This window comes from Pseudomonas nitroreducens NBRC 12694 (assembly GCF_002091755.1).
Classification (GTDB): domain Bacteria; phylum Pseudomonadota; class Gammaproteobacteria; order Pseudomonadales; family Pseudomonadaceae; genus Pseudomonas; species Pseudomonas nitroreducens.
Genome location: NZ_BDAI01000005.1, coordinates 219,343 through 238,927 on the forward strand (window position 1 = coordinate 219,343; position 19,585 = coordinate 238,927).

The following is a 19,585-nucleotide window of genomic DNA, read 5'->3' on the forward strand; positions in this document are numbered from 1 at the left end:
CGCTGAGGGTGAGGGTGAGGGCAACCCCGAACGCCAATATCCCGCAGCGGCACAGAATCTTCTGTAGGAACGAGGGGGACGCCCAGTGCTTGCTCGCGAACGCCCCCCTGCTGCGGACGTCGGTTCGCGAGCAAGCTCGCTCCTACAACGGACCCGCGGCGTTAGTAATTCGCAGGCAAAGAAAAGCCCCGCCGAAGCGGGGCTGTCGCTTACGCGGACCGCCAAGTCATCAGGACGACAGGTAAGCCGACCGGGTCAACCCCAGACGCAGGGCGTCGAGGAATTGCGTGCGCTCGCGCACGGTGAGCTTGGCCCCGGCCACCTTGTCGCGGTAGTGGGTCATCAGCTCCTCGGGCGACAGGTGCACGTAGCGCAGCATGTCCTCGATGGTGTCGTGGGTCTCGATGCCGGCGTGGTAGTAGCTTCCGTCGGCGTTCTGGTAGACGTTCACCGAGTCGGTGTCGCCGAACAGGTTGTGCATGTCGCCGAGGATTTCCTGGTAGGCGCCGACCAGGAAGGTGCCGATCAGGTAGTCCTCGCCTTCCTTCACATCGTGCACCGGCATGCTGGTCTCGATGCTCTGCTCGTCGACGTATTGAGTGATCTTGCCGTCGGAGTCGCAGGTCAGGTCCTGCAGCACCGCGCGGCGGGTCGGCTCCTCGCCCAGGCGGTGGATCGGCAGGATCGGCAGCACTTGGCCGATGGCCCAGGTGTCGGGCAGGCTCTGGAACACCGAGAAGTTGCAGATGTACTTGTCGGCAAGCTTGTCGTTGAGCTCGTCGAGCACCTGGCGGTGCGAACGCTGATGTGCCTTGAGCTGGTTGTGCAGGCGGCGGCAGATGGCGAAGTAGCACTGCTCGGCCAGGGCCTTCTGCGCCAGGCTGATCTTGCCCTCGGCGTACTGCGCAGCGGCGTCGCTCATGTAGTGGGTGGCGCGCCAGTAGGTCTCGGTGACCATCTCGGCATCGGTCGGGCCGAGCAGGTCGGCCAGCCACTGGACGATCTCCGGCTGCTCGGCGAGGTCGGTGATCTTCGGCACTTCGTCGTTATGGCGCTCGACGTCGGTGACCTGGGTGATCAGCACCGCGTGGTGCGCGGTCAGCGCGCGGCCGCTCTCGGAAAAGATGTGCGGGTGTGGCAGGCCTTGCGCGTCGCAGAATTCCTTGAGCATGCCCACCACCACACCGGCGTAGTCGTCGATGTCGTAGTTGATCGAGCTGGCGTTGCGCGAGTGGGTGCCGTCGTAGTCCACGCCCAGGCCGCCGCCCACGTCCACGTGGTCCACCGGCAGGCCGAGGGCACGCAGTTCGCCGTAGTAGCGGATCGCTTCCTTGAAGCCGTGCTGGTAGTCGGCCAGGTTGGCGATCTGCGAGCCCATGTGGAAGTGCAGCAGGCGCACGCCCTGGTCCAGGCCAGCCGCGCGGAAGCGCTCGACCACCGACAGCAGCTGCGCGGCGGACAGGCCGAACTTGGCCTTCTCGCCGCCGGTATCGGCCCACTTGGAGGACGCCAGCGAGGACAGGCGCACACGCAGGCCGACCTGGGGCAGCACGCCAATAACGGCGGCTTCCTCGATCACCAGTTGCACCTCGGATTCCTTCTCGATCACGATGAACACGTTGTGGCCGAGCTTCTGCCCCATCAGCGCCAGTTTGATGAACTCGCGGTCCTTGTAGCCATTGCAGACGATGGTGCCGCCCTTGGGCGCCAGCGCCAACACGGCCATCAGCTCTGGCTTGGAGCCGGCCTCCAGGCCGATGGAGACGTTCTGCGTGGCGATGATGCTTTCCACCACCGCTTCCTGCTGGTTCACCTTGATCGGGTACAGCGCGGTGTAGCGGCTGGTGTATTCCAGACGCGCGATATTGGCATCGAAGGCGCCGGTGAGCTTGCGCACGCGGTCCTGCAGGATGTCCGGGAAACGCACCAGCAGCGGCAGCGACAGGCCGGCCTCGCGCAGCTGCTCGACCAGCCCGTGCAGATCGATCGGCTGGGCATCGGCGCCCTGCGGGCGAACTTCCACGTTACCGGCGTCGTTGATGGCGTAGTAGCCAGCGCCCCAGTGGCGAATTCCGTAGATGCTGCGGCTGTCTGCCACGGTCCAGTTGCTGCCGTCGTCTTTGCGGGTCCGTCTAGCGGCCATGCGGGGTGGTCTCCTCAAGTAGCACGAATGAATTGCGCGAATGTGTGCAGGCGCCCGCCCGGCGTGCGGGTGAGTCGTCAAAGCCTGGTGGTGTAAACCTAGCCGGGCCTCGTGACGTTGCCGTGTTGACCGCCGGGGTTGGCGGTAAGTTTAGGAAAATCCGACGACACGCCCAGGGCGCGCCGATAAATCTCCCATCTAGGGAAAGGGCTTGCCGGCAATGCACGCAACGCACATCGCCTGGAACCCCTTCTCTGCAGAGGAGAATCGTTCGGGAGAGACGGCTCAGCCGCCGGATTTCTTCGCCTTGAGGCCGCGTTTGGTCAGCTCTTCGAGCAGCAGGTCGACGTGGTCGCCCTGGATTTCGATGATGCCGTCCTTCAGCGCGCCACCCGTGCCGCAGCGCTTCTTCAGCGCGGTCGCCAGGTCTTTCAGCGCATCGGCCGCCAGCGGCACGCCGGTCACCGTGGTCACGGTCTTGCCACCGCGGCCCTTGGTTTCACGACGCACGCGAGCGATGCCATCGCCGGCCGGAATTTCGGCCTGCTTGCAGATGCACGCGCCAACGGGCTGATTGCAGTCCGGGCAATGCCGGCCGGAATCAGTGGAGTAGACGAGCCCGCCGAGGGCGGACAGGGAGGATGCTTTCTTGACCACCGGGCGTTTCCCCAGGATTGGCCTCTTCGGGCCAGGTCAACGAATGGCCGGCGGGTACCGACCGCGACGCCCCACTCAGGCAGGGGCTGCGCAATTCCCGGCGGAGGACCCTGCCGGAAAGGTCGCGCAATTTAGCAGCATTGGAGGCAAATGCTAAGAGCGAAAATGCGTCATTGATCGGTGGTTTGGCGACATGGCCAACCCGGCCGGAGTCTTGGGGTGCCTGTAGGAGCGAGCCTGCTCGCGAACAAACCCCGCAGCGGGGCTCAGTTCGCGAGCAGGCTCGCTCTTACGAAAAGCAACCCGACGTCAGAAACTGACCAGGTACTTGCGCAACGCCGCCAGCGAATCCGGGCAATAAGGTGTGCCCGCCTTGGCCTCGGCCAGCGCCTGGTGCGGGTCGATGAATTTCGCTTCCAGCACTTCCTCGGGCTGCAATGTCAGAGGCGCATCGGAAACGGCGGAGAACACCGCGCACCAGAGGCGGTTGTCCGGCTGGTCGAAGAAGAACGTGCCGTGGGGACGCAACTCGACGCCGGCGATGCCCAGCTCTTCCTCCAGCTCGCGGGCGGCGGACTCGGCGTAGCTTTCCTCGGCCTGGACCATGCCGCCGGCTGCCGGGTCCCAGTAGCCGGGGTAGACCGCCTTGCTCAGGGTACGGCGGTGCACGCACAGCTCGCCGGCAGAGTTGAACAGCAGGATGAAGGTGCCCCGGCCGATCAGCCCGCGCGCGCGCAGTTCGGCGCGCGGCAGGCTGCCCAGCAACTGGTCGTCATCGTCGACCCAGGCGATCTTCTCGGCGTCCGAGGCCGCCCGGTGGGCGGCCTCCTTGCGGCTGATGCCCTCCATCGATCAGCCCTGGGCCAGCAGCTGGCGCAGGTCGATGATCGCGGCGTTGGCGCGGGAGATGTAGTTGGCCATCACCAGCGAGTGGTTGGCCAGCACGCCAAAGCCGCTGCCGTTGAGGACCATCGGGCTCCACAGCGGCGCCTCGGCGGCCTCCAGTTCACGGATGATCTGGCGCACGCTGACGGTAGCGTTCTTCTTCGCCAGCACGTCGGCGAAGTCCACCTCGATGGCACGCAGGATGTGCGACAGCGCCCAGGCCTGGCCACGGGCTTCGTAGAACACGTTGTCGATCTGCATCCAGGGGGTTTCCTGGACCACTTCCTCGACCTGCGGCGCCTGGCCGGGCGCGACCGGCTGCATCGGCGTGATGTTGGTGTTCAGCTTGACCCGGCCAACGCTGGCCGAGAGGCGCTGGGACAGCGAGCCCAGGCGGGTGGAGACGTCACCCAGCCAGTTGTTCAGGCTGTCGGCGCGGGCGTAGAACTGCGCGCCGGCCGGATCGGCGGACAGGCGGCCGAGGTAGCGGTCCAGGGACTTGATGCCTTCGGCGTACTCGGACTCCGAGGACGGCAGCGCCCAGCTCTTGTTGTCGAAGTTGAAGCGCGGCTCGGCGCGCGCCAGGTCGGCGTCCTCGGTGGACTGCGACTGGGAGCGGGCGAAGTCCTTGCGCAGCGCGCGGGACAGGTCGCGCACCTGGACCAGGGCGCCATATTCCCAGCTGGGCATGTTGTCCAGCCAGACGCCCGGCGGGAAGATGTCGTTGGACAGGTAGCCGCCCGGCTTGTTGAGGATGGTGGCGACCACTTCCTTGAGGGTTTCCACCGTGGTGTAGCCCACCACCATCTGCCGGCCGGCGCGCTCGGCGGCGGCCTGGGCGTTCTGCTGCACGGGGAACAGATCCGGTTCCTGGCTCCAGTACCAGCCGATCACCCCGCAGACCACCAGGTAGGCACCCAGCAGGCCGCCCAGCACGCGACCCAGCCAGGGGCCGCCGAAGTAGGCGCGTGCATTGTCTACCGTGTCATCCACGCGATCACGCACGGAGCCGCGTTTCTTCCAGTTCCACATGGCAAGTTCCTTGATGTCCCGAGTTCGAAGATAGCTTGGACCCACAACCGGCCCCAGGGTGCCGCGATTTTAGGCCTCGCTGCGCAAGCATGCCGCACCCGGGCAGGCCAGCGCAGCCTACCCTGCGCATGGTGCTAGGTAATGGTGCGAATTACAAAGCTTGAGATGTTTGACCGAAGGCACTGTTATTGCCATCAAGGATTGGTAGCATAGGGCCATCAGTGTGTATCACGGCGGAAACATATTCGCCCCGCAGGCCGCCGGTACGGCCCTATAAAGAAGCGCGCGATGACCGAGCTCGACGATCCATCCCTCGACCGCCTCAAGCATCACTTCGCCCAGCGGGTGATACACCAGGCCCGCCACCTGCTGGAGGTCTGGCAGCGCCTGTCGCGCTCGGAGTGGAACAGCGCCGGCATGGCCGAGCTGGCCGAGGCCTGCCTGCGCCTGCAGCGCTATGCCGAACGCTTCGAGCAGGCCGAGCACGCCGACCTCGCCAAGGCCATCGACCAATGCCTGCGCGCCGTGCAGGACAACCGCGGGCGCCTCTCCAGCGAGCTGATCACCGAGCTGAACCGGCTGATGCAGCGCCTGTCGCGCACCGGCCTGCGCCATGGCGACCAGTTCGAACATACCCACCTGCCGCCGCTGCGCAAGCCGGTCTACCTGGCCCTGCAGGACCTTGAGCGCGCTGAGCGCCTGGCCCAGCAGCTGGAATTCTTCGGCATGGCCGCGCAGCCCTGCGAGCATGCCAACGCCTTCCGTGCCGCCATGGCCGACCGCCATCCGGCAGCCATCGTCATGGAAATCGACTTTGCCAACGGCCAGGGCCTGGCCCTGGCCGACGAAGCCCAGGCCGGCCTCAAGCAGAAGCTGCCGGTGCTGTTCTTCAGCCATGAGGAAACCGACACCCCGACCCGCCTGGCGGCCGCCCGCGCCGGTGGCCAGGACTTCTTCAGCGGCGCCCTGGACGCTTCCGGCCTGCTGGAGAAGATCGAGACGCTGACCCGCGTGGCGCACTACGAGCCGTTCCGCGTGCTGATCGTCGACGACTCCCGCGCCCAGGCCGCGCACACCGAGATGGTCCTCAACAGCGCCGGCATCGTCACCCGAGCCCTTACCGCGCCGCTGTCGGTGATGGCCGAGCTGGCCGAGTTCCAGCCGGACCTGATCATCCTCGACATGTACATGCCCGAGTGCCTGGGCACCGAGCTGGCCAAGGTGATACGCCAGCACGAGCGCCATGTCAGCGTGCCGATCATCTACCTGTCCGCCGAGGACGACCTGGACAAGCAGCTGGACGCCATGAGCGAAGGCGGCGACGACTTCCTCACCAAGCCGATCAAGCCGCGCCACCTGATCGCCACCGTGCGCAACCGCGCCGCCCGCGCCCGCAGCCTCAAAGCGCGGATGGTGCGCGACAGCCTGACCGGCCTGTACAACCACACCCATACCCTGCAGCTGCTGGATGACGCTCGCTTCCGCGCCCGCCGCGACGAGCGCCCGCTGACCTTCGCGATGCTCGATATCGACCACTTCAAGCGGGTCAACGACACCTACGGCCACCCCATGGGCGACCGGGTGATCAAGAGCCTGGCGCTGTTCCTCAAGCAGCGCCTGCGCAAGACCGATCACATCGGCCGCTACGGCGGCGAGGAATTCGCCGTGGTGCTGCCGGACACCGACGCCGAGTCGGCGCGCAAGGTACTGGAGGAAATCCGCCAGCGCTTCGCCGAAATCCACTATCCGGCGCAGCCCCATGACCTCTCCTGCACCTTCAGCTGCGGCATCGCCGAACTCGGCGAGGAGATGGACATCAAGACCCTCGCCAAGCAGGCCGACGAGGCGCTGTACACCGCCAAGCACGGTGGCCGCAATCGCGTCGAGGTCTTCAAGTAACACCCAGCAGTGGCAGCGCGGCGCTCTGCCGCGACACATTCCGACCAAATGCTGGCACCGTGTCATCGGCCAGTAACCAAACTGCAATAGGTTCAGGGCTCGCCGTTTTTTCGCTGTCGGTCGAGACCTGCCATGCGCCTCAAGCTGCTCACCAACCTCAACACCGTCCTGCTCCTGCTCGTGTGTCTCGCGCTGGGCGCCACCCTGTGGTGGTCGCAACGCGCGCTGGAGCGCCCCTTCACGCTGATGGACCGCTACCTGGAACTCTCCCAGGGCTTCGAGCGCAAGGTGGCGCAGAACATCCAGGCGTACCTCGTCAGAGGCGACGCGCTCAAGCAGAAAGCCGCGCAGCAGGCATTGGACGAACTGGCCGCGGAGCTGCCGCAACTGCCGGACAGCCTCAGCCAATTGCTCGGCCAGAGCCTCGACGAACTGCACCAGTTCAGCGGCAACCAGTTGCTCGCCGCCGGCAAGCTGGCGGGTGATCCGCAGGGTCTGCTGCTGCAGGCCGAGCGAGACCTGCTGGCCGCGCTGGACCAGCTCGGCACCTATGCCGACGCCAGCCAGAACCCTACCGCCGCCGAGTACCGTACCCCGCTACTGCAGGCCGGCCTGCACCTGACACGCCTGGCCCACGCGCGCGCCAAGCTGGTGGAAAGCGGCAACCCGGCGCTGGCCGAGGATATCCAGCGCGAGCTGGAGACCCTGCGCCAGCTGGCCGAGCGCATCGACGCCCTGCCGCTGCTCGGCGTGCTGGAACAGCAGGCCTCTGCCTCCGACGACTTCGCCGCGATGATGGGCCTGGAATCCCGGCCGGCCGCCGAGGCGCAGAGCGAGGATCGCGGCGTCACCCTCAAGCGCGACCTCGCCAGCGTATTGCGCCGCTACCCCGACGAACTCAACCGCACCCGCCAACTGATCGCCCAGCGCCAGCAGCTGGCCAGCGCCACCGCCCAGCGCCTGGGCGCCGTGCAGCAGGCCCTGGCGACGCTGGAGCCGCAGGTGCGCGAGGAGCGCTCGAAGATCCAGACGCAGGTACGCATCATCCAGGGCGCGCTGATCGCCCTGATCCTCGCCACCGCGCTGCTCATCGACACCCTGCAACGTCGCCTGGCGCGCGTGCTCGGTCAACTGGTCCCGGCGCTCTCGACCTGGGCGCGCGGGGACTTCGCCACCCCCATCGCGCTGAACACCCGTACCCGCGACCTGGTGGAACTGCAGGAATCGCTGAATCGCCTGCGCGACTTCCTCGGCACGCTGGTCGGCACTATCCACCAGCGCGCCGAGGAAGTGGCCGGCAGCAGCCGCGCCCTGGCCGAACTCAGCGGCGGACTGCACGCCGGCGCCGAGCGCCAGGCCAGCGACACCGGGGAAATCCGCGACGCGCTGGGCGATATGGAAGCGGCGATCCAGCAGGTGGCCGGCGACGCCAGCCAGGCGGCCTCGGCCAGCCATGCCGCCGGCACGGCCGTCGAACAGGGGCAGCAGGTCATCGGCAACAGCCTCAATGGCATGCGCGCGCTGGTGGACGAAGTGCAGAGCAACGCCCAGGCCATCGAGAACCTGGCGGAGGAATCGGCCACCATCGGTAACGTGCTGGGGGTGATCCGCTCCATCGCCGAGCAGACCAACCTGCTGGCGCTCAACGCCGCCATCGAGGCCGCGCGCGCCGGTGAACAAGGCCGCGGGTTCGCCGTGGTGGCCGAGGAAGTGCGCTCTCTGGCCTTGCGCACCGCCGGCGCCACCGAGGAAATCCAGCAGCTCACCAAACGCCTGCAACAGGCCGCGCGGCAATCGGTGGAAGCGATGCGTAGCCAGGTCGAGCATGCGGAAATCACCGCCAACCAGGCCGGCGCCGCCGAGGGCGCGCTGGACGAAGTGGTCGGCGCCATCCGCACCATCGCCAGCATGGCCGAACGCATCGCCGAAAGCTCCGCGCAGCAGAGCGGCGCGGTCAGCGAGATCCGCTCGCATAGCGAGCGCATCCACGAGTTGGGCAGCCAGAACTTGCGCCTGATCGGCCAGGGACGCAGCCAGGGCGAGCAGCTGCAGGAACTGGGCGGGGCATTGCATACGGCGGTGCGGGCGTTCCGCGTCTGATTTCGCCCAGACTCTTCGTAGGATGGGTATCGTTGCGCTCCACGCCATCCTACGTACGAGTTTCCCCGTGATTGGGGAGGTGGGCGATCAACACTCGCCCAGCTTGTGCCGTGCCGCGTACAGGCAAACCATCTCCATCGCCAGGGTCGCGCCGGCCAGGGCAGTGATCTCGGCGTTGTCGTAGGGCGGCGCGACTTCCACCACGTCCATCCCCACCAGGTTGATGCCACGCAGTGCGCGGAGGATTTCCAGTGCCTGGTGCGAACTCAGCCCGCCGCAGACCGGCGTGCCGGTGCCCGGAGCGAAGGCAGGGTCGAGGCAGTCGATGTCGAAGGTCAGGTACACCGGATGGTCGCCCACCCGCGTGCGGATGCGCTCGGCGATGGCTTGCGGCGAGTTGCGATGGACTTCACGGGCGTCCAGCACCTGGAAGCCCATCACGTCGTCGTTGGTGGTGCGCAGGCCGACCTGCACGGAGCGCGACGGGTCGACCAGTCCCTCGCGGGCCGCGTGGTAGAACATGGTGCCGTGGTCGATGCGCTGGCAGTCCTCGTCGGGCCAGGTGTCGCTGTGCGCGTCGAAGTGGATCAGCGACAGCGGGCCGTGCTTCTTCGCGTGGGCCTTGAGCAGCGGGTAGCTGATGAAGTGGTCGCCGCCCAGGGTCAGCAGCGCGCAGCCGGCATCGAGGATGCGCGCAGCGTGGGCTTCGATGACGTCCGGGGTTTCCTGCGGCACGCCGTGGTCGAAGGAGCAGTCGCCGTAGTCGATCACCGCCAGGTGGTCGAAGGGGTCGAACTCCCAGGGGAAATGCCGGGCCCAGGCCATCTGCACCGAGGCGGCACGGATCGCCCGCGGCCCGAAGCGGCTGCCGGGGCGGTTGGTGGTGGCGGTGTCGAACGGCACGCCGCTGACCACCAGGTCGACGCCGCGCAGGTCGCGGCTGTAACGGCGGCGCATGAAGCTGGTGATGCCGGCGTACGTGGATTCGGCAGCGGTGCCGTAGAGGCTGTCGCGGGTGATGGCCTGGTCGTTGTCGTTTGCGAGATCCATGGCTTCCTCATCTTGGTTATCGGTGGGTCACGGTGCTTCGGGTGAACGTCCGCTGCGTAGGGCGCATAACCTGGAACAGGTTATCCGCCGGCCCTGGTTCAGCTCGACGGATAACGCTGGCGCGTTATGCACCCTACAAAAGGTTCCAGGTCAGCTACGGGTGCGGAACGCTGACCACAGCCGCGTCCGGTCGCGCTGTTGCTTGAGCGTCAGCAACTGCTCGCCGAACAACTTCTGGCGCATCGCCGCCGGCGGGTAGATGTCCGGGTCGCCTGCCACGTCAGCATTGAGCAGCGGCGTGGCCTTCTGGTTGGCGTTGGCGAAATACAGGGTATTGGTCAGCTCGGCGATGGACTCCGGGCGCAGCATGAAGTCGATGAAGGCGCGGGCTTCCTGCGGGTGGGGGGCGTCCACCGGGATGGCCATGGTGTCGAACCAGATCAGCGTGCCCTCCTTGGGTATCCGGTAGATCACCTCGAACGGCTTGTTCGCCTGCTTCGCTTGCGCGGCGCCCATCAGCGCGTCGCCGGTGTAGGTCAGCGCGACACACAGCGAACCGTTGGCCAGGTCATTGATGTGCTTGCCGCTGGCGATGTAGCGAACGTTGGGTTGCAGCTTGGCCAGCAACTCGCGCACCTGGGCAAGGTCGGCCGGCTCGGTGCTGTAGGGCGACTTGCCCAGGTAGTTCAGCGCCACGCTGATGACTTCCTGGGGCGAATCGATCAGCGAGATGCCGCAGTCGGCCAGGCGGCCGGCGTACTCGGGCTTGAACAGCAGGTCGAGGCTGTCCAGCGGCGCATCGGGAATGCGCTTGAGCACCGCGTCCTTGTTGATCGCCAGGCCCACGGTGCCCCAGGTGTAGGGCACGCCGAAGCGGTTGCCCGGATCGATGGTTGCGAGTTTCGCCAGCAGTTCCGGATCGAGGTTGGCGACGTTCTTCAGCTGCCCATCGTCCACCGGCTGCACGGCCTTGGCCTGGATGGCGCGGGCCAGCCCGCTGCTGGCCGGGAAGACGACGTCATAGCCGCTGCGGCCGGTCATCAGCTTGCTGTCGAGCACCTCGGCGCTGTCGAAGGTGTCGTATTTGACGCGGATGCCGGTTTCCTTCTGGAAGCGTTGCAGCGCATCCGCGCCGACATAATCCGCCCAGTTGTACAGGTTGAGCACCCGCTCCTGCGCCTGCAGGGGCACGGCCAGCGCCACGGTCAGCGCCGCGAGAGTCGCCCGGAAGAACACACGCATGATCATCGCCTCGGAGTTGTTGTGGTTATGGGGCGAGCATGGGCTGGGCTTTACTTTGCAAAAATACAAAGTTAATTACTTTGGCATTTCTTCATAACAATGTTTGGGGACGACCATGCTCAGCCAATTGCGCGATCTCGACCTGCAACTGCTGCGCTTGTTCGTCACCGTGGTCGAATGCGGCGGCTTCAGCGCCGCCCAGGGCGAGCTGGGGCTGAGCCAGCCAAGCATCAGCATCCAGATGGCCAAGCTGGAGACGCGCCTGGGCTACCGCCTGTGCGAACGCGGCAAGGGCGGCTTCCGCCTGACGCCCAAGGGTGAGCATCTGTTGCAGGCGACGCGGCGGCTGCTCCTGTGCATCGAGGACTTCCGCGACGAGGCGCGCGGGGTGGCCGACAAACTGCTCGGCGAGGTGCGCATCGGCCTGTCGGAAAGCCTCGAAGAGAGCGTGCTGGCGCGGCTGTCCGACGCCATCCGGCGCTTCCGCCAGCGCAACGAGGCGGTCACCCTCGACCTGCTCACCGCCACGCCGGCCGAACTGGAGCGCCTGCTCCTGCAGGACCGGCTGCACCTGGCGGTCGGCTACTTCGCCGGCACCCAGGCCGCGTTGCAGCACCGCACCTTGTTCATCGAACCGCAGGGACTGTACTGCGGCACCGGCCACCCGGCCTTCAAGGAAAGGAAGCCGACCCGTGATTCCCTCGCGGACGCCGACCAGGTGCTGCACCCCTACCGCTTCATCGCCGCCGACGAACCGTTGCAGACCAGTCGCAGCAGCGCACGCTGCGAGCAGGTGGACGGCAGCCTGGCCTTCATCCTCTCCGGCGCGCACATCGGCTATCTGCCCCGGCACGTCGCCCAGCCCTGGATCGAATGCGGCCAATTGCGCGAGCTGCTGCCCGGCGAGTTGGATTTCGACGTAGCCTTCAGCCTGACGCGACATCGCGGTCGCCATCCCGGCGACGCCGAACAGGCTTTCGTCAGCGACCTGCTGGCAGCCTTCGGCCAGCACGCGACGGATTGACGCAGGAGCAGCAGGGGAACCCGACCGCTCTGGCGCAGTCCCAAGCGGCCGATCACTTCTTGTGACAGCTCGTCGGGCATCGCCTCGGGCTGCGCCGGAAGCTTTCCGCTATCATGCCCGCCACCCCTGTAGTCCGCGAGATGTCCATGCGCCGCCTGCTTACCCTGCTCCTGCTCCTCGTCGCCCTGCCCGCCTCCGCCGGCCTGTTCGACAAACCCGCCGACAAGGGCGGCTTCGCCGTCGCGCAACCGGCCAAGGGCGACTTCCTGCCGGTGGCCGAGGCCTTCCGCGTCAGCGTCGAGGACAGCGACAGCCAGCAGGTGAAACTGCGCTTCATCAATGCCGACGGCTACTACCTGTACCAGCACCGGTTCAGCTTCAAGGTCGAACCCGCCGACAGCGGCGTGAGCGTCGGCGAAGTGAAGCTGCCGCCGGGCAAGCAGCACCACGACGATTATTTCGGCGACACCGTCGTCTACTACGCCATCACCGACATCGACATCCCGCTGGTCAACCCGCAGCACAAGCCCTTCACTCTCGTCGTCAGCTACCAGGGCTGCGCCGACAAGGGCCTTTGCTACGCGCCGGAAACCACCCGCCTGCAGATCGCCGACGGCCAAGCCGCCAGCGTGGTGACAGGCCCCGCGCCCGCCTCTGCCGCAAAGTCCGCCGCCGCTTCCGGCAACCCGCTGGCCAGCCTGCTGGGCGACCACGAACCGGGCAAGATCAAGAAGCTCGGCCGCGCTCTGGTGATCTTCTTCCTGCTGGGCCTGGCGCTGACCTTCACCCCCTGCGTGCTGCCGATGCTGCCGATCCTCTCCGGCGTGGTCCTGCGCGGCCGTCCGGGCGGCATGCGCGGCCTGGCGCTGTCGCTGGCCTACGTGCTGCCGATGGCCGCCTGCTACGCGGTGCTCGGCACCCTGATGGGCCTGTTCGGCGCCAAGCTCAACCTGCAGGCGATGCTGCAGTCGCCCTGGGTGCTGATTCCCTTCGCGGCGTTCTTCGTGGTCTTCGCCGTGGCCATGTTCGGCGTGTTCGAGATGCGCCTGCCGGGCTTCCTGCGCGAACGCCTGGACAACATGGCCAACAACACCCGGGGCGGCTCCATCGCCGGCGCGGCGACCCTCGGTGTGCTCTCCAGCCTGCTGGTGTCACCCTGCGTCACCGCTCCGCTGGCCGGCCTGCTGCTCTATATCAGCAGCACCGGTGATGCAATGGGCGGCGGCCTGCTGCTGTTCTCCCTCGGCCTGGGCATGGGCACGCCGCTGGTGATCTTCGCCGTCGGCGGTGGGGCACTGCTGCCCAAGAGCGGCGCCTGGATGAACGGCGTGCGCAACGTCTTCGGCGTGATGCTGCTGGCCGTGGCCATCTGGATGCTCGAACGACTGGTCTCCGGCCCGGTAGCGCTGACGCTCTGGGGCACCCTCGCCGGCGGCGTCGCCCTGGCCATCGGCACCCTCGAGCTGGGGCCAAAGAAGCCGCTGCAGCGCCTTGGGCAACTGTTTGGCCTGATGCTGCTGGTCTACGCCGTGGCCGCCTGGACCGGCGCCCTGCGCGGTGAATCCGACCCGCTGCACCCGCTGGGGCGCAGCGGTCAGCGCATCCATGCCGGCCCACCCAGTTCCACGCCTGGCGACTGGCAGAACATCACCAGCCCCGCGCAACTCGATGCCGCCCTGGCCAGTGCCCGGTCCGCCGGCCGCCCGGTACTGCTGGACTGGTACGCCGACTGGTGCATCAGCTGCAAGATCATCGAGCGCCAGGTGCTGCCAGCGCCGGAGGTCCAGTCACAGCTGCCCGGCTTCGTCCTGCTGCGTTTCGACATGACCGCCAGTACCGAGGAACAGCGCGCCCTGCTCGACCGCTACAACCTGTTCGGCCCGCCGGCACTGCTGTTCTTCTCGCCAAAAGGCGACGAATGGAGCGATCTGCGCATCATCGGCGAGACCGACGCCGCCACCCTCGCCGACCGCCTCAAACAGGCGGGAACGCGCTCCTAAGAACCTGTTTGCAATCTCGCGAGCTAGGGCAGGGCAAGGCAAAAACGGGGGAGGAAGCGGAGTTTACGAGTAGTAAATGAGCATGACTCGCTGCGCTCGCCCCTTCGGGGCCGCACTGAAGTGCGTTAGCCGCAAGCGGCTTCCGCCCCCCGTTTTTAACGCGGCCATGCCGACTCGCAGCAGGTTGCAAGCAGGTTCTGATCACAGTTTGACTGCAACGGTTCTGCCGTAATCGGCTGGCAACATGCTGACATCTACGGCAAAACCCGCATGACTGGACAGTCACGCCGGCTTTCCGGCATAGTCCCGCCCTATCTTTTCCCGCCAATAACAAGGACTACCGCATCCAGATGGCGACCTTACTGGTACTGCACGGGCCGAACCTCAACCTGCTGGGCACCCGCGAGCCCGACAAGTACGGCTCCGTCACCCTTGAGCAGATCAACCAGGACCTGGAGCGCCGCGCCCGCGAGGCCGGCCACCACCTGATGCACCTGCAGAGCAACGCCGAGTACGAACTGATCGACCGGATACACGCCGCGCGCAACGAAGGCGTGGACTTCATCCTGATCAATCCGGCCGCGTTTACGCATACAAGTGTCGCTCTACGTGACGCATTGCTCGCAGTGAGCATCCCATTCATCGAAGTGCACCTCTCCAACGTGCACAAACGTGAACCTTTCCGGCATCACTCCTACTTCTCCGACGTGGCGGTAGGAGTGATCTGCGGCCTGGGCGCCACAGGCTACCGCCTGGCCCTGGAATCCGCCCTCGAACAACTTGAACGCCCGTGACCTCACCTGGGAGAGCGAACACTGATGGACATCCGTAAAGTCAAGAAACTGATCGAACTGCTCGAAGAATCCGGCATCGACGAACTGGAGATCAAAGAGGGCGAAGAGTCCGTACGCATCAGCCGTCACAGCAAGACCGCCGCCCAGCCGGTCTACGCCGCCGCCCCGGCCTACGCTCCGGCCCCTGTCGCCGCCCCGGCTGCAGCTCCCGCCGCTGCCGCGCCGGCCGCCGAAGCCGCTCCGGCTGCGCAGAACCTCGCCGGCGCCGTGCGCTCGCCGATGGTCGGCACCTTCTACCGCGCTGCGTCGCCGACTTCCGCCAACTTCGTCGAAGTCGGCCAGAGCGTGAAGAAAGGCGACATCCTCTGCATCGTCGAAGCCATGAAGATGATGAACCACATCGAGGCCGAGACCAGCGGCGTGATCGGTCAGATCCTCGTGGAGAACGGTCAGCCGGTCGAGTTCGACCAGCCCCTGTTCACCATCGTTTAAAGCGCGGGGAGCCTGCGATGTTGGAAAAAGTACTGATCGCCAACCGCGGCGAAATTGCGCTGCGCATCCTGCGCGCTTGCAAGGAGCTGGGCATCAAGACAGTGGCCGTGCACTCGACCGCCGACCGTGAGCTGATGCACCTGTCGCTGGCCGACGAAGCGGTCTGCATCGGTCCGGCCCCGGCTGCGCAGTCCTACCTGCACATCCCGGCAATCATCGCCGCGGCCGAGGTCACCGGCGCCGTGGGTATCCACCCCGGCTACGGCTTCCTCGCCGAAAACGCCGATTTCGCCGAGCAGGTCGAGCGCTCCGGCTTCACCTTCATCGGCCCGAGCGCCGACGTCATCCGCCTGATGGGTGACAAGGTGTCCGCCAAGGACGCCATGAAGAAAGCCGGCGTGCCGACCGTACCGGGCTCCGACGGCCCGCTGCCCGAAGACGAAGAAACCGCGCTGGCGATTGCCCGCGAGGTGGGCTACCCGGTGATCATCAAGGCCGCCGGTGGCGGTGGTGGTCGCGGCATGCGCGTGGTGCACCACGAGGAAGACCTGATCAAGTCCGCCAAGCTGACCCGCACCGAAGCGGGAGCGGCGTTCGGCAACTCGATGGTCTACCTGGAGAAGTTCCTGACCAACCCGCGCCACGTGGAAGTCCAGGTGCTCTCCGACGGCCAGGGCAACGCCATCCACCTGGGCGACCGCGACTGCTCTCTGCAGCGTCGTCACCAGAAGGTGCTGGAAGAAGCCCCAGCCCCGGGCATCGACGAGAAGGCCCGCGCCGAAGTGCTGGCCCGCTGCGTCCAGGCCTGCGTGGAAATCGGCTACCGTGGTGCCGGCACCTTCGAGTTCCTCTACGAGAACGGCCGCTTCTACTTCATCGAGATGAACACCCGCGTGCAGGTGGAGCATCCGGTGTCGGAGATGGTCACGGGCATCGACATCGTCAAGGAGATGCTCAGCATCGCCTCGGGCAACAAGCTGTCGATCAAGCAGGAAGACGTGGTCATCCGTGGCCATGCGCTGGAATGCCGGATCAACGCCGAAGACCCGAAGACCTTCATGCCCAGCCCCGGCAAGGTGAAGCACTTCCACGCACCGGGCGGCAATGGCGTGCGCGTGGATTCGCACCTGTACAGCGGCTACGCCGTACCGCCGAACTACGACTCGCTGGTGGGCAAGATCATCACCTACGGCAAGGACCGCGATGAAGCCATGGCGCGCATGCGCAACGCGCTGGACGAGCTGATCGTCGATGGCATCAAGACCAACACCGAGCTGCACAAGGAGCTGGTCCGCGACAAAGAGTTCTGCAAAGGTGGCGTGAACATCCACTACCTGGAGAAGAAGCTGGGCATGGACAAGCACTAAGCGCCTGTCGAAAGCTGCTTCGCCTCCACCACAAGGGCTGCCTCCGGGCGGCCCTTGTGCTTTGCGGACCCAGCCCGCTGGCATGGCAAGGTGCCGTGCAGTAAGCTTGCCGCCTTTATCTGCGGGCCGCCCAGGCGGCCCGCTGTCTTTCCAGCACCATCCCAGCACGATCGAGGTTCCGCCCATGCCCTGGCTCCAAGTCCGACTCGCCATCACCCCGGATCAGGCGGAAACCTATGAAGATGCACTGCTGGAAGTCGGCGCCGTATCGGTGACCTTCATGGACGCCGAAGACCAGCCGATCTTCGAGCCGGACCTGGGCACCACGCCGCTGTGGAGTCACACCCACCTGCTCGCGCTGTTCGAGGCAGACACCGACGAAACCTCGTTGATCGCCCATCTGACCCTGCTGACCGGCGGCGAACTGCCCCAGCACCAGATCGAGCACATCGCCGACCAGGACTGGGAACGCAGCTGGATGGACAACTTCAAGCCGATGCGCTTCGGCCGCCGCCTGTGGATCGTCCCCAGCTGGCACGACGCCCCGGAGCCGGAAGCGGTGAACCTGCTGCTCGATCCGGGCCTGGCCTTCGGCACCGGCACCCACCCGACCACCGCGCTGTGCCTGGAATGGCTAGACGGCCAGGAGCTGGCCGGCCAGCAGGTACTGGATTTCGGCTGCGGCTCGGGCATCCTCGCCATCGCCGCGCTGCTGCTGGGCGCCGCGCAGGCAACTGGCACCGATATCGACCCGCAGGCGCTGGAAGCCTCGCGCGACAACGCCTCGCGCAACGGCATCGAGCCGGAGAAGTTCCCCGTCTACCTGCCCGCTGATCTGCCGAAGGAACCAGCGGACGTCCTGGTGGCGAACATTCTGGCCGGCCCGCTGGTCACATTGGCAGAGCAGCTCACCGGGCTGGTGAAATCCGGCGGCCTGCTGGCCCTCTCAGGCATCCTCGCCGAGCAGGCCGATGAAGTGCGCGCGGCCTATGCCGGGGCCTTCGACCTCGACCCGACCGCCGAGCGCGATGGCTGGATCCGCATCAGCGGCCGCCGCCGCTGAGTGCCCGCCGTACGGGGCTTGAGTTAGACTAACCGCCAGATTTTTTCCGCCGGACCGCCGCATGAGCGACAGCTTCATCACCCAGTGCCCCCATTGCCAGACCCGATTCCGCGTCAACGCGGCGCAACTGGGCGCGGCCAGCGGTGCTGTGCGCTGCGGAACCTGCCTGAAGGTGTTCAGCGCGCCACAGAACCTGGTGGGCGAGCCGACCCAGGCGCCGGCAGCGGCAGCCAACGCGGCGCGCCCCATTGAAGCCGCCGAACCGGCAACCACCCCGGAGCCGGTCATACCAGCGACTCCGCCGAAAGCTCCGGAGCCGGTCGCCGCGGCGCCGATTCCCACGCCGGCCTTCAGCACCTTCACCCCCGAGAAGCCAGCCGTAGCGAGCCCCCCCGGCACCGCCACCCTTGGCTGGCCGCTGGCACCCCATGCCGCGCGGCACTCCAGCGATGTGGCGGAAAAACCCGCCATCGCTGAAGCGAAGGTGGAAGCAAAACCGACACCGGCTCCCGAGCCCACCCCGGCCATTGCCGCGACCACGGTGATCGCCCCGGCGGCAACCGTGATCAGCGAGCCAGCCAAACCCTCTCCCGTGACGGCAAAGAAAGACGAGACGCTGTGGATCCACGACGATCTCGACCTGGACAGCCTCAATCTCGACGAGGAACTGGCCAAGCTCGACGAGTTCGAGCTGTCCCAGGAGTTTCTCAGTATCGAACGCGCGCCGCGCCCCAGCGAAGCCCTGCAGACTCGCCAGGAAGAGAAGCGCGACCCGCACGACGAACGCTGGGCCGAGGCCTTGATCGAAGAGGAACAGAAAGGCGCCAGCCGTGTGTCCCGCCAGGAACCCAGCCTCGGCCAACTGCCTGCCGACGAACTGGAGGAGCCGCCCGCCAGCGCACGCCTGGTAGCCGTAGCCGACCAGGAACCCGAGTCGGAAGAGCCGGAGGACGAACCGGCGCACGAACCGCGCATCGACCCCGCTCCCCTGCGAGCCGAGACCGACGACGAGAAGCTCCCCGCTTTCAGCGCCCGCCGCGATGAGGACGAGCCCAACGCCGTCGACGCCGGGGACGAAGAGCCGCCGCTGGCCGACAGCCGCCGCGCCGAACCGGGGTTGGGCAGCGCCGGCCTGCACGACCTGAGCGACGAACCGCTGCAACTGGACTGGCAGAAACCCAAGAGCCGCTGGGGCCTCCGCCTGTTCTGGCTGCTGCTGGTCCTCCTGGCCCTGGCCGGCCTCGCCGGCCAGTACATCGCTTATCACTTCGACGAACTGGCCCGCCAGGACCAGTACCGTCCCTGGTTCGCCCAGGCCTGCCCGGAGCTGGGCTGCACCCTGCCGTCCAAGGTCGACGTGGAGCAGATCCGCAGCAGTAACCTGGTGGTGCGCAGCCACCCTGACTTCAGCGGCGCGCTGGTCGTGGACGCGATCATCTACAACCGCGCCAACTTCTCCCAGCCCTTCCCGCTGCTGGAAATGCGCTTCGCCGACCTCAACGGCCAACTGATCGCCAGCCGCCGTTTCAAGCCCAGCGAATATCTCTCCGGCGAACTGGCCGGGCAGAGCGAGATGCCGCCGCAGACGCCGATCCACATCTCCCTGGACATCCTCGATCCGGGCCCGAAAGCGGTGAACTACAGCCTGAGCTTCCACTCGCCGGAATGACCCGGCGGGTAGCTCAAAGCGCCTGAGCGCGCCAGTTCCGCTCGTCTTCCTACCTTGGGTGCTAAGCCCGAAGCTGTTCAGAATTTATCCAAAATCGCCTTTATCCGGTCATCGAGAGCGGGTATCATGCCCTCCCTTTTTTGCTAGCACCGGTGGCAGGCTCCGAAA

15 protein-coding genes are annotated in these 19,585 nt (G+C 66.5%); 9 read left to right on the forward strand and 6 right to left on the reverse strand.

Going from position 1 to position 19,585, the window contains the following annotated elements:
* Positions 1 to 229 precede the first annotated feature (229 nt).
* The 4 genes from speA to PNI01S_RS15925 form a co-directional block, all read right to left on the reverse strand.
* Positions 230 to 2,143 (reverse strand): arginine decarboxylase, encoded by a 1,914-nt coding sequence (gene speA / locus PNI01S_RS15910; RefSeq protein WP_037013811.1) that lies wholly within the window; start codon positions 2,141 to 2,143, stop codon positions 230 to 232.
* 285 nt (positions 2,144 to 2,428) lie between these two features.
* A complete protein-coding gene (locus PNI01S_RS15915; RefSeq protein WP_024766966.1) occupies positions 2,429 to 2,800 on the reverse strand; it encodes a translation initiation factor Sui1 in 372 nt (123 codons plus the stop codon).
* A 309-nt stretch (positions 2,801 to 3,109) separates the two neighbouring features.
* The gene (locus tag PNI01S_RS15920; RefSeq protein ID WP_065085527.1) at positions 3,110 to 3,649 is read right to left on the reverse strand and encodes an NUDIX hydrolase; all 540 of its coding nucleotides are present in this window, start codon (positions 3,647 to 3,649) and stop codon (positions 3,110 to 3,112) included.
* A gap of 3 nt (positions 3,650 to 3,652) precedes the next feature.
* Positions 3,653 to 4,717 (reverse strand): DUF2333 family protein, encoded by a 1,065-nt coding sequence (locus tag PNI01S_RS15925; protein WP_024766968.1) that lies wholly within the window; start codon positions 4,715 to 4,717, stop codon positions 3,653 to 3,655.
* Between the two features lie 288 nt (positions 4,718 to 5,005).
* Between PNI01S_RS15925 and PNI01S_RS15930 the strand changes: the two genes are divergently transcribed.
* Together PNI01S_RS15930 and PNI01S_RS28860 are read left to right on the forward strand one after the other, a co-directional pair.
* Positions 5,006 to 6,616, forward strand: coding sequence for a GGDEF domain-containing response regulator (locus PNI01S_RS15930; RefSeq protein WP_084358586.1), 1,611 nt, complete (start codon positions 5,006 to 5,008; stop codon positions 6,614 to 6,616).
* A 1,512-nt stretch (positions 6,617 to 8,128) separates the two neighbouring features.
* Positions 8,129 to 8,716: a methyl-accepting chemotaxis protein gene (locus PNI01S_RS28860; RefSeq protein WP_401040278.1), complete on the forward strand. Its 588-nt coding sequence runs from the start codon at positions 8,129 to 8,131 to the stop codon at positions 8,714 to 8,716.
* 87 nt (positions 8,717 to 8,803) lie between these two features.
* Here PNI01S_RS28860 and speB read toward each other — a convergent pair whose 3' ends face one another.
* Both speB and PNI01S_RS15945 read right to left on the reverse strand, forming a co-directional pair.
* Positions 8,804 to 9,766 carry an agmatinase gene (speB, locus tag PNI01S_RS15940; RefSeq protein WP_084358588.1) on the reverse strand — a complete coding sequence of 321 codons (963 nt, stop codon included), beginning with the start codon at positions 9,764 to 9,766 and terminating at the stop codon, positions 8,804 to 8,806.
* 150 nt (positions 9,767 to 9,916) lie between these two features.
* On the reverse strand, positions 9,917 to 11,008 hold the full coding sequence (locus PNI01S_RS15945; protein ID WP_038803358.1) for a polyamine ABC transporter substrate-binding protein: 1,092 nt from the start codon (positions 11,006 to 11,008) through the stop codon (positions 9,917 to 9,919).
* A gap of 115 nt (positions 11,009 to 11,123) precedes the next feature.
* Between PNI01S_RS15945 and PNI01S_RS15950 the strand changes: the two genes are divergently transcribed.
* The 7 genes from PNI01S_RS15950 (at position 11,124) to PNI01S_RS15980 (ending at position 19,417) form a co-directional block, all read left to right on the forward strand.
* Complete coding sequence (locus PNI01S_RS15950; RefSeq protein WP_024766971.1) at positions 11,124 to 12,032, forward strand: LysR family transcriptional regulator; 909 nt, start codon at positions 11,124 to 11,126, stop codon at positions 12,030 to 12,032.
* A 146-nt stretch (positions 12,033 to 12,178) separates the two neighbouring features.
* Positions 12,179 to 14,032, forward strand: a complete 1,854-nt coding sequence (locus PNI01S_RS15955; RefSeq protein ID WP_084358589.1) for a protein-disulfide reductase DsbD — start codon at positions 12,179 to 12,181, stop codon at positions 14,030 to 14,032.
* Between the two features lie 350 nt (positions 14,033 to 14,382).
* Positions 14,383 to 14,826, forward strand: coding sequence for a type II 3-dehydroquinate dehydratase (gene aroQ / locus PNI01S_RS15960; protein WP_015479055.1), 444 nt, complete (start codon positions 14,383 to 14,385; stop codon positions 14,824 to 14,826).
* A gap of 24 nt (positions 14,827 to 14,850) precedes the next feature.
* The gene (gene accB, locus PNI01S_RS15965) at positions 14,851 to 15,318 is read left to right on the forward strand and encodes an acetyl-CoA carboxylase biotin carboxyl carrier protein (RefSeq protein ID WP_038803357.1); all 468 of its coding nucleotides are present in this window, start codon (positions 14,851 to 14,853) and stop codon (positions 15,316 to 15,318) included.
* A gap of 17 nt (positions 15,319 to 15,335) precedes the next feature.
* Positions 15,336 to 16,685: an acetyl-CoA carboxylase biotin carboxylase subunit gene (gene accC / locus PNI01S_RS15970; protein ID WP_024766369.1), complete on the forward strand. Its 1,350-nt coding sequence runs from the start codon at positions 15,336 to 15,338 to the stop codon at positions 16,683 to 16,685.
* A 184-nt stretch (positions 16,686 to 16,869) separates the two neighbouring features.
* Entirely contained in the window at positions 16,870 to 17,748 is an 879-nt protein-coding gene (gene prmA, locus PNI01S_RS15975) for a 50S ribosomal protein L11 methyltransferase (RefSeq protein WP_084358590.1), read from the forward strand.
* Positions 17,749 to 17,809: 61 nt separating this feature from the next.
* Positions 17,810 to 19,417 carry a DUF3426 domain-containing protein gene (locus PNI01S_RS15980; RefSeq protein ID WP_084358591.1) on the forward strand — a complete coding sequence of 536 codons (1,608 nt, stop codon included), beginning with the start codon at positions 17,810 to 17,812 and terminating at the stop codon, positions 19,415 to 19,417.
* Positions 19,418 to 19,585 lie beyond the last annotated feature (168 nt).

What these genes read in the sequence shown, in the direction of transcription:
- accB (WP_038803357.1), top strand. Translation starts at nt 14,851, where the DNA reads ATGGACATCCGTAAAGTCAAGAAACTGATCGAACTGCTCGAAGAATCC.
- PNI01S_RS15950 (WP_024766971.1), top strand. Translation starts at nt 11,124, where the DNA reads ATGCTCAGCCAATTGCGCGATCTCGACCTGCAACTGCTGCGCTTGTTC.
- aroQ (WP_015479055.1), top strand. Translation starts at nt 14,383, where the DNA reads ATGGCGACCTTACTGGTACTGCACGGGCCGAACCTCAACCTGCTGGGC.
- PNI01S_RS15925 (WP_024766968.1), bottom strand. Translation starts at nt 4,717, where the DNA reads ATGTGGAACTGGAAGAAACGCGGCTCCGTGCGTGATCGCGTGGATGAC.
- PNI01S_RS15930 (WP_084358586.1), top strand. Translation starts at nt 5,006, where the DNA reads ATGACCGAGCTCGACGATCCATCCCTCGACCGCCTCAAGCATCACTTC.
- accC (WP_024766369.1), top strand. Translation starts at nt 15,336, where the DNA reads ATGTTGGAAAAAGTACTGATCGCCAACCGCGGCGAAATTGCGCTGCGC.
- PNI01S_RS15980 (WP_084358591.1), top strand. Translation starts at nt 17,810, where the DNA reads ATGAGCGACAGCTTCATCACCCAGTGCCCCCATTGCCAGACCCGATTC.
- PNI01S_RS15920 (WP_065085527.1), bottom strand. Translation starts at nt 3,649, where the DNA reads ATGGAGGGCATCAGCCGCAAGGAGGCCGCCCACCGGGCGGCCTCGGAC.
- PNI01S_RS15945 (WP_038803358.1), bottom strand. Translation starts at nt 11,008, where the DNA reads ATGCGTGTGTTCTTCCGGGCGACTCTCGCGGCGCTGACCGTGGCGCTG.
- speA (WP_037013811.1), bottom strand. Translation starts at nt 2,143, where the DNA reads ATGGCCGCTAGACGGACCCGCAAAGACGACGGCAGCAACTGGACCGTG.
- prmA (WP_084358590.1), top strand. Translation starts at nt 16,870, where the DNA reads ATGCCCTGGCTCCAAGTCCGACTCGCCATCACCCCGGATCAGGCGGAA.
- speB (WP_084358588.1), bottom strand. Translation starts at nt 9,766, where the DNA reads ATGGATCTCGCAAACGACAACGACCAGGCCATCACCCGCGACAGCCTC.
- PNI01S_RS28860 (WP_401040278.1), top strand. Translation starts at nt 8,129, where the DNA reads ATGCGCGCGCTGGTGGACGAAGTGCAGAGCAACGCCCAGGCCATCGAG.
- PNI01S_RS15955 (WP_084358589.1), top strand. Translation starts at nt 12,179, where the DNA reads ATGCGCCGCCTGCTTACCCTGCTCCTGCTCCTCGTCGCCCTGCCCGCC.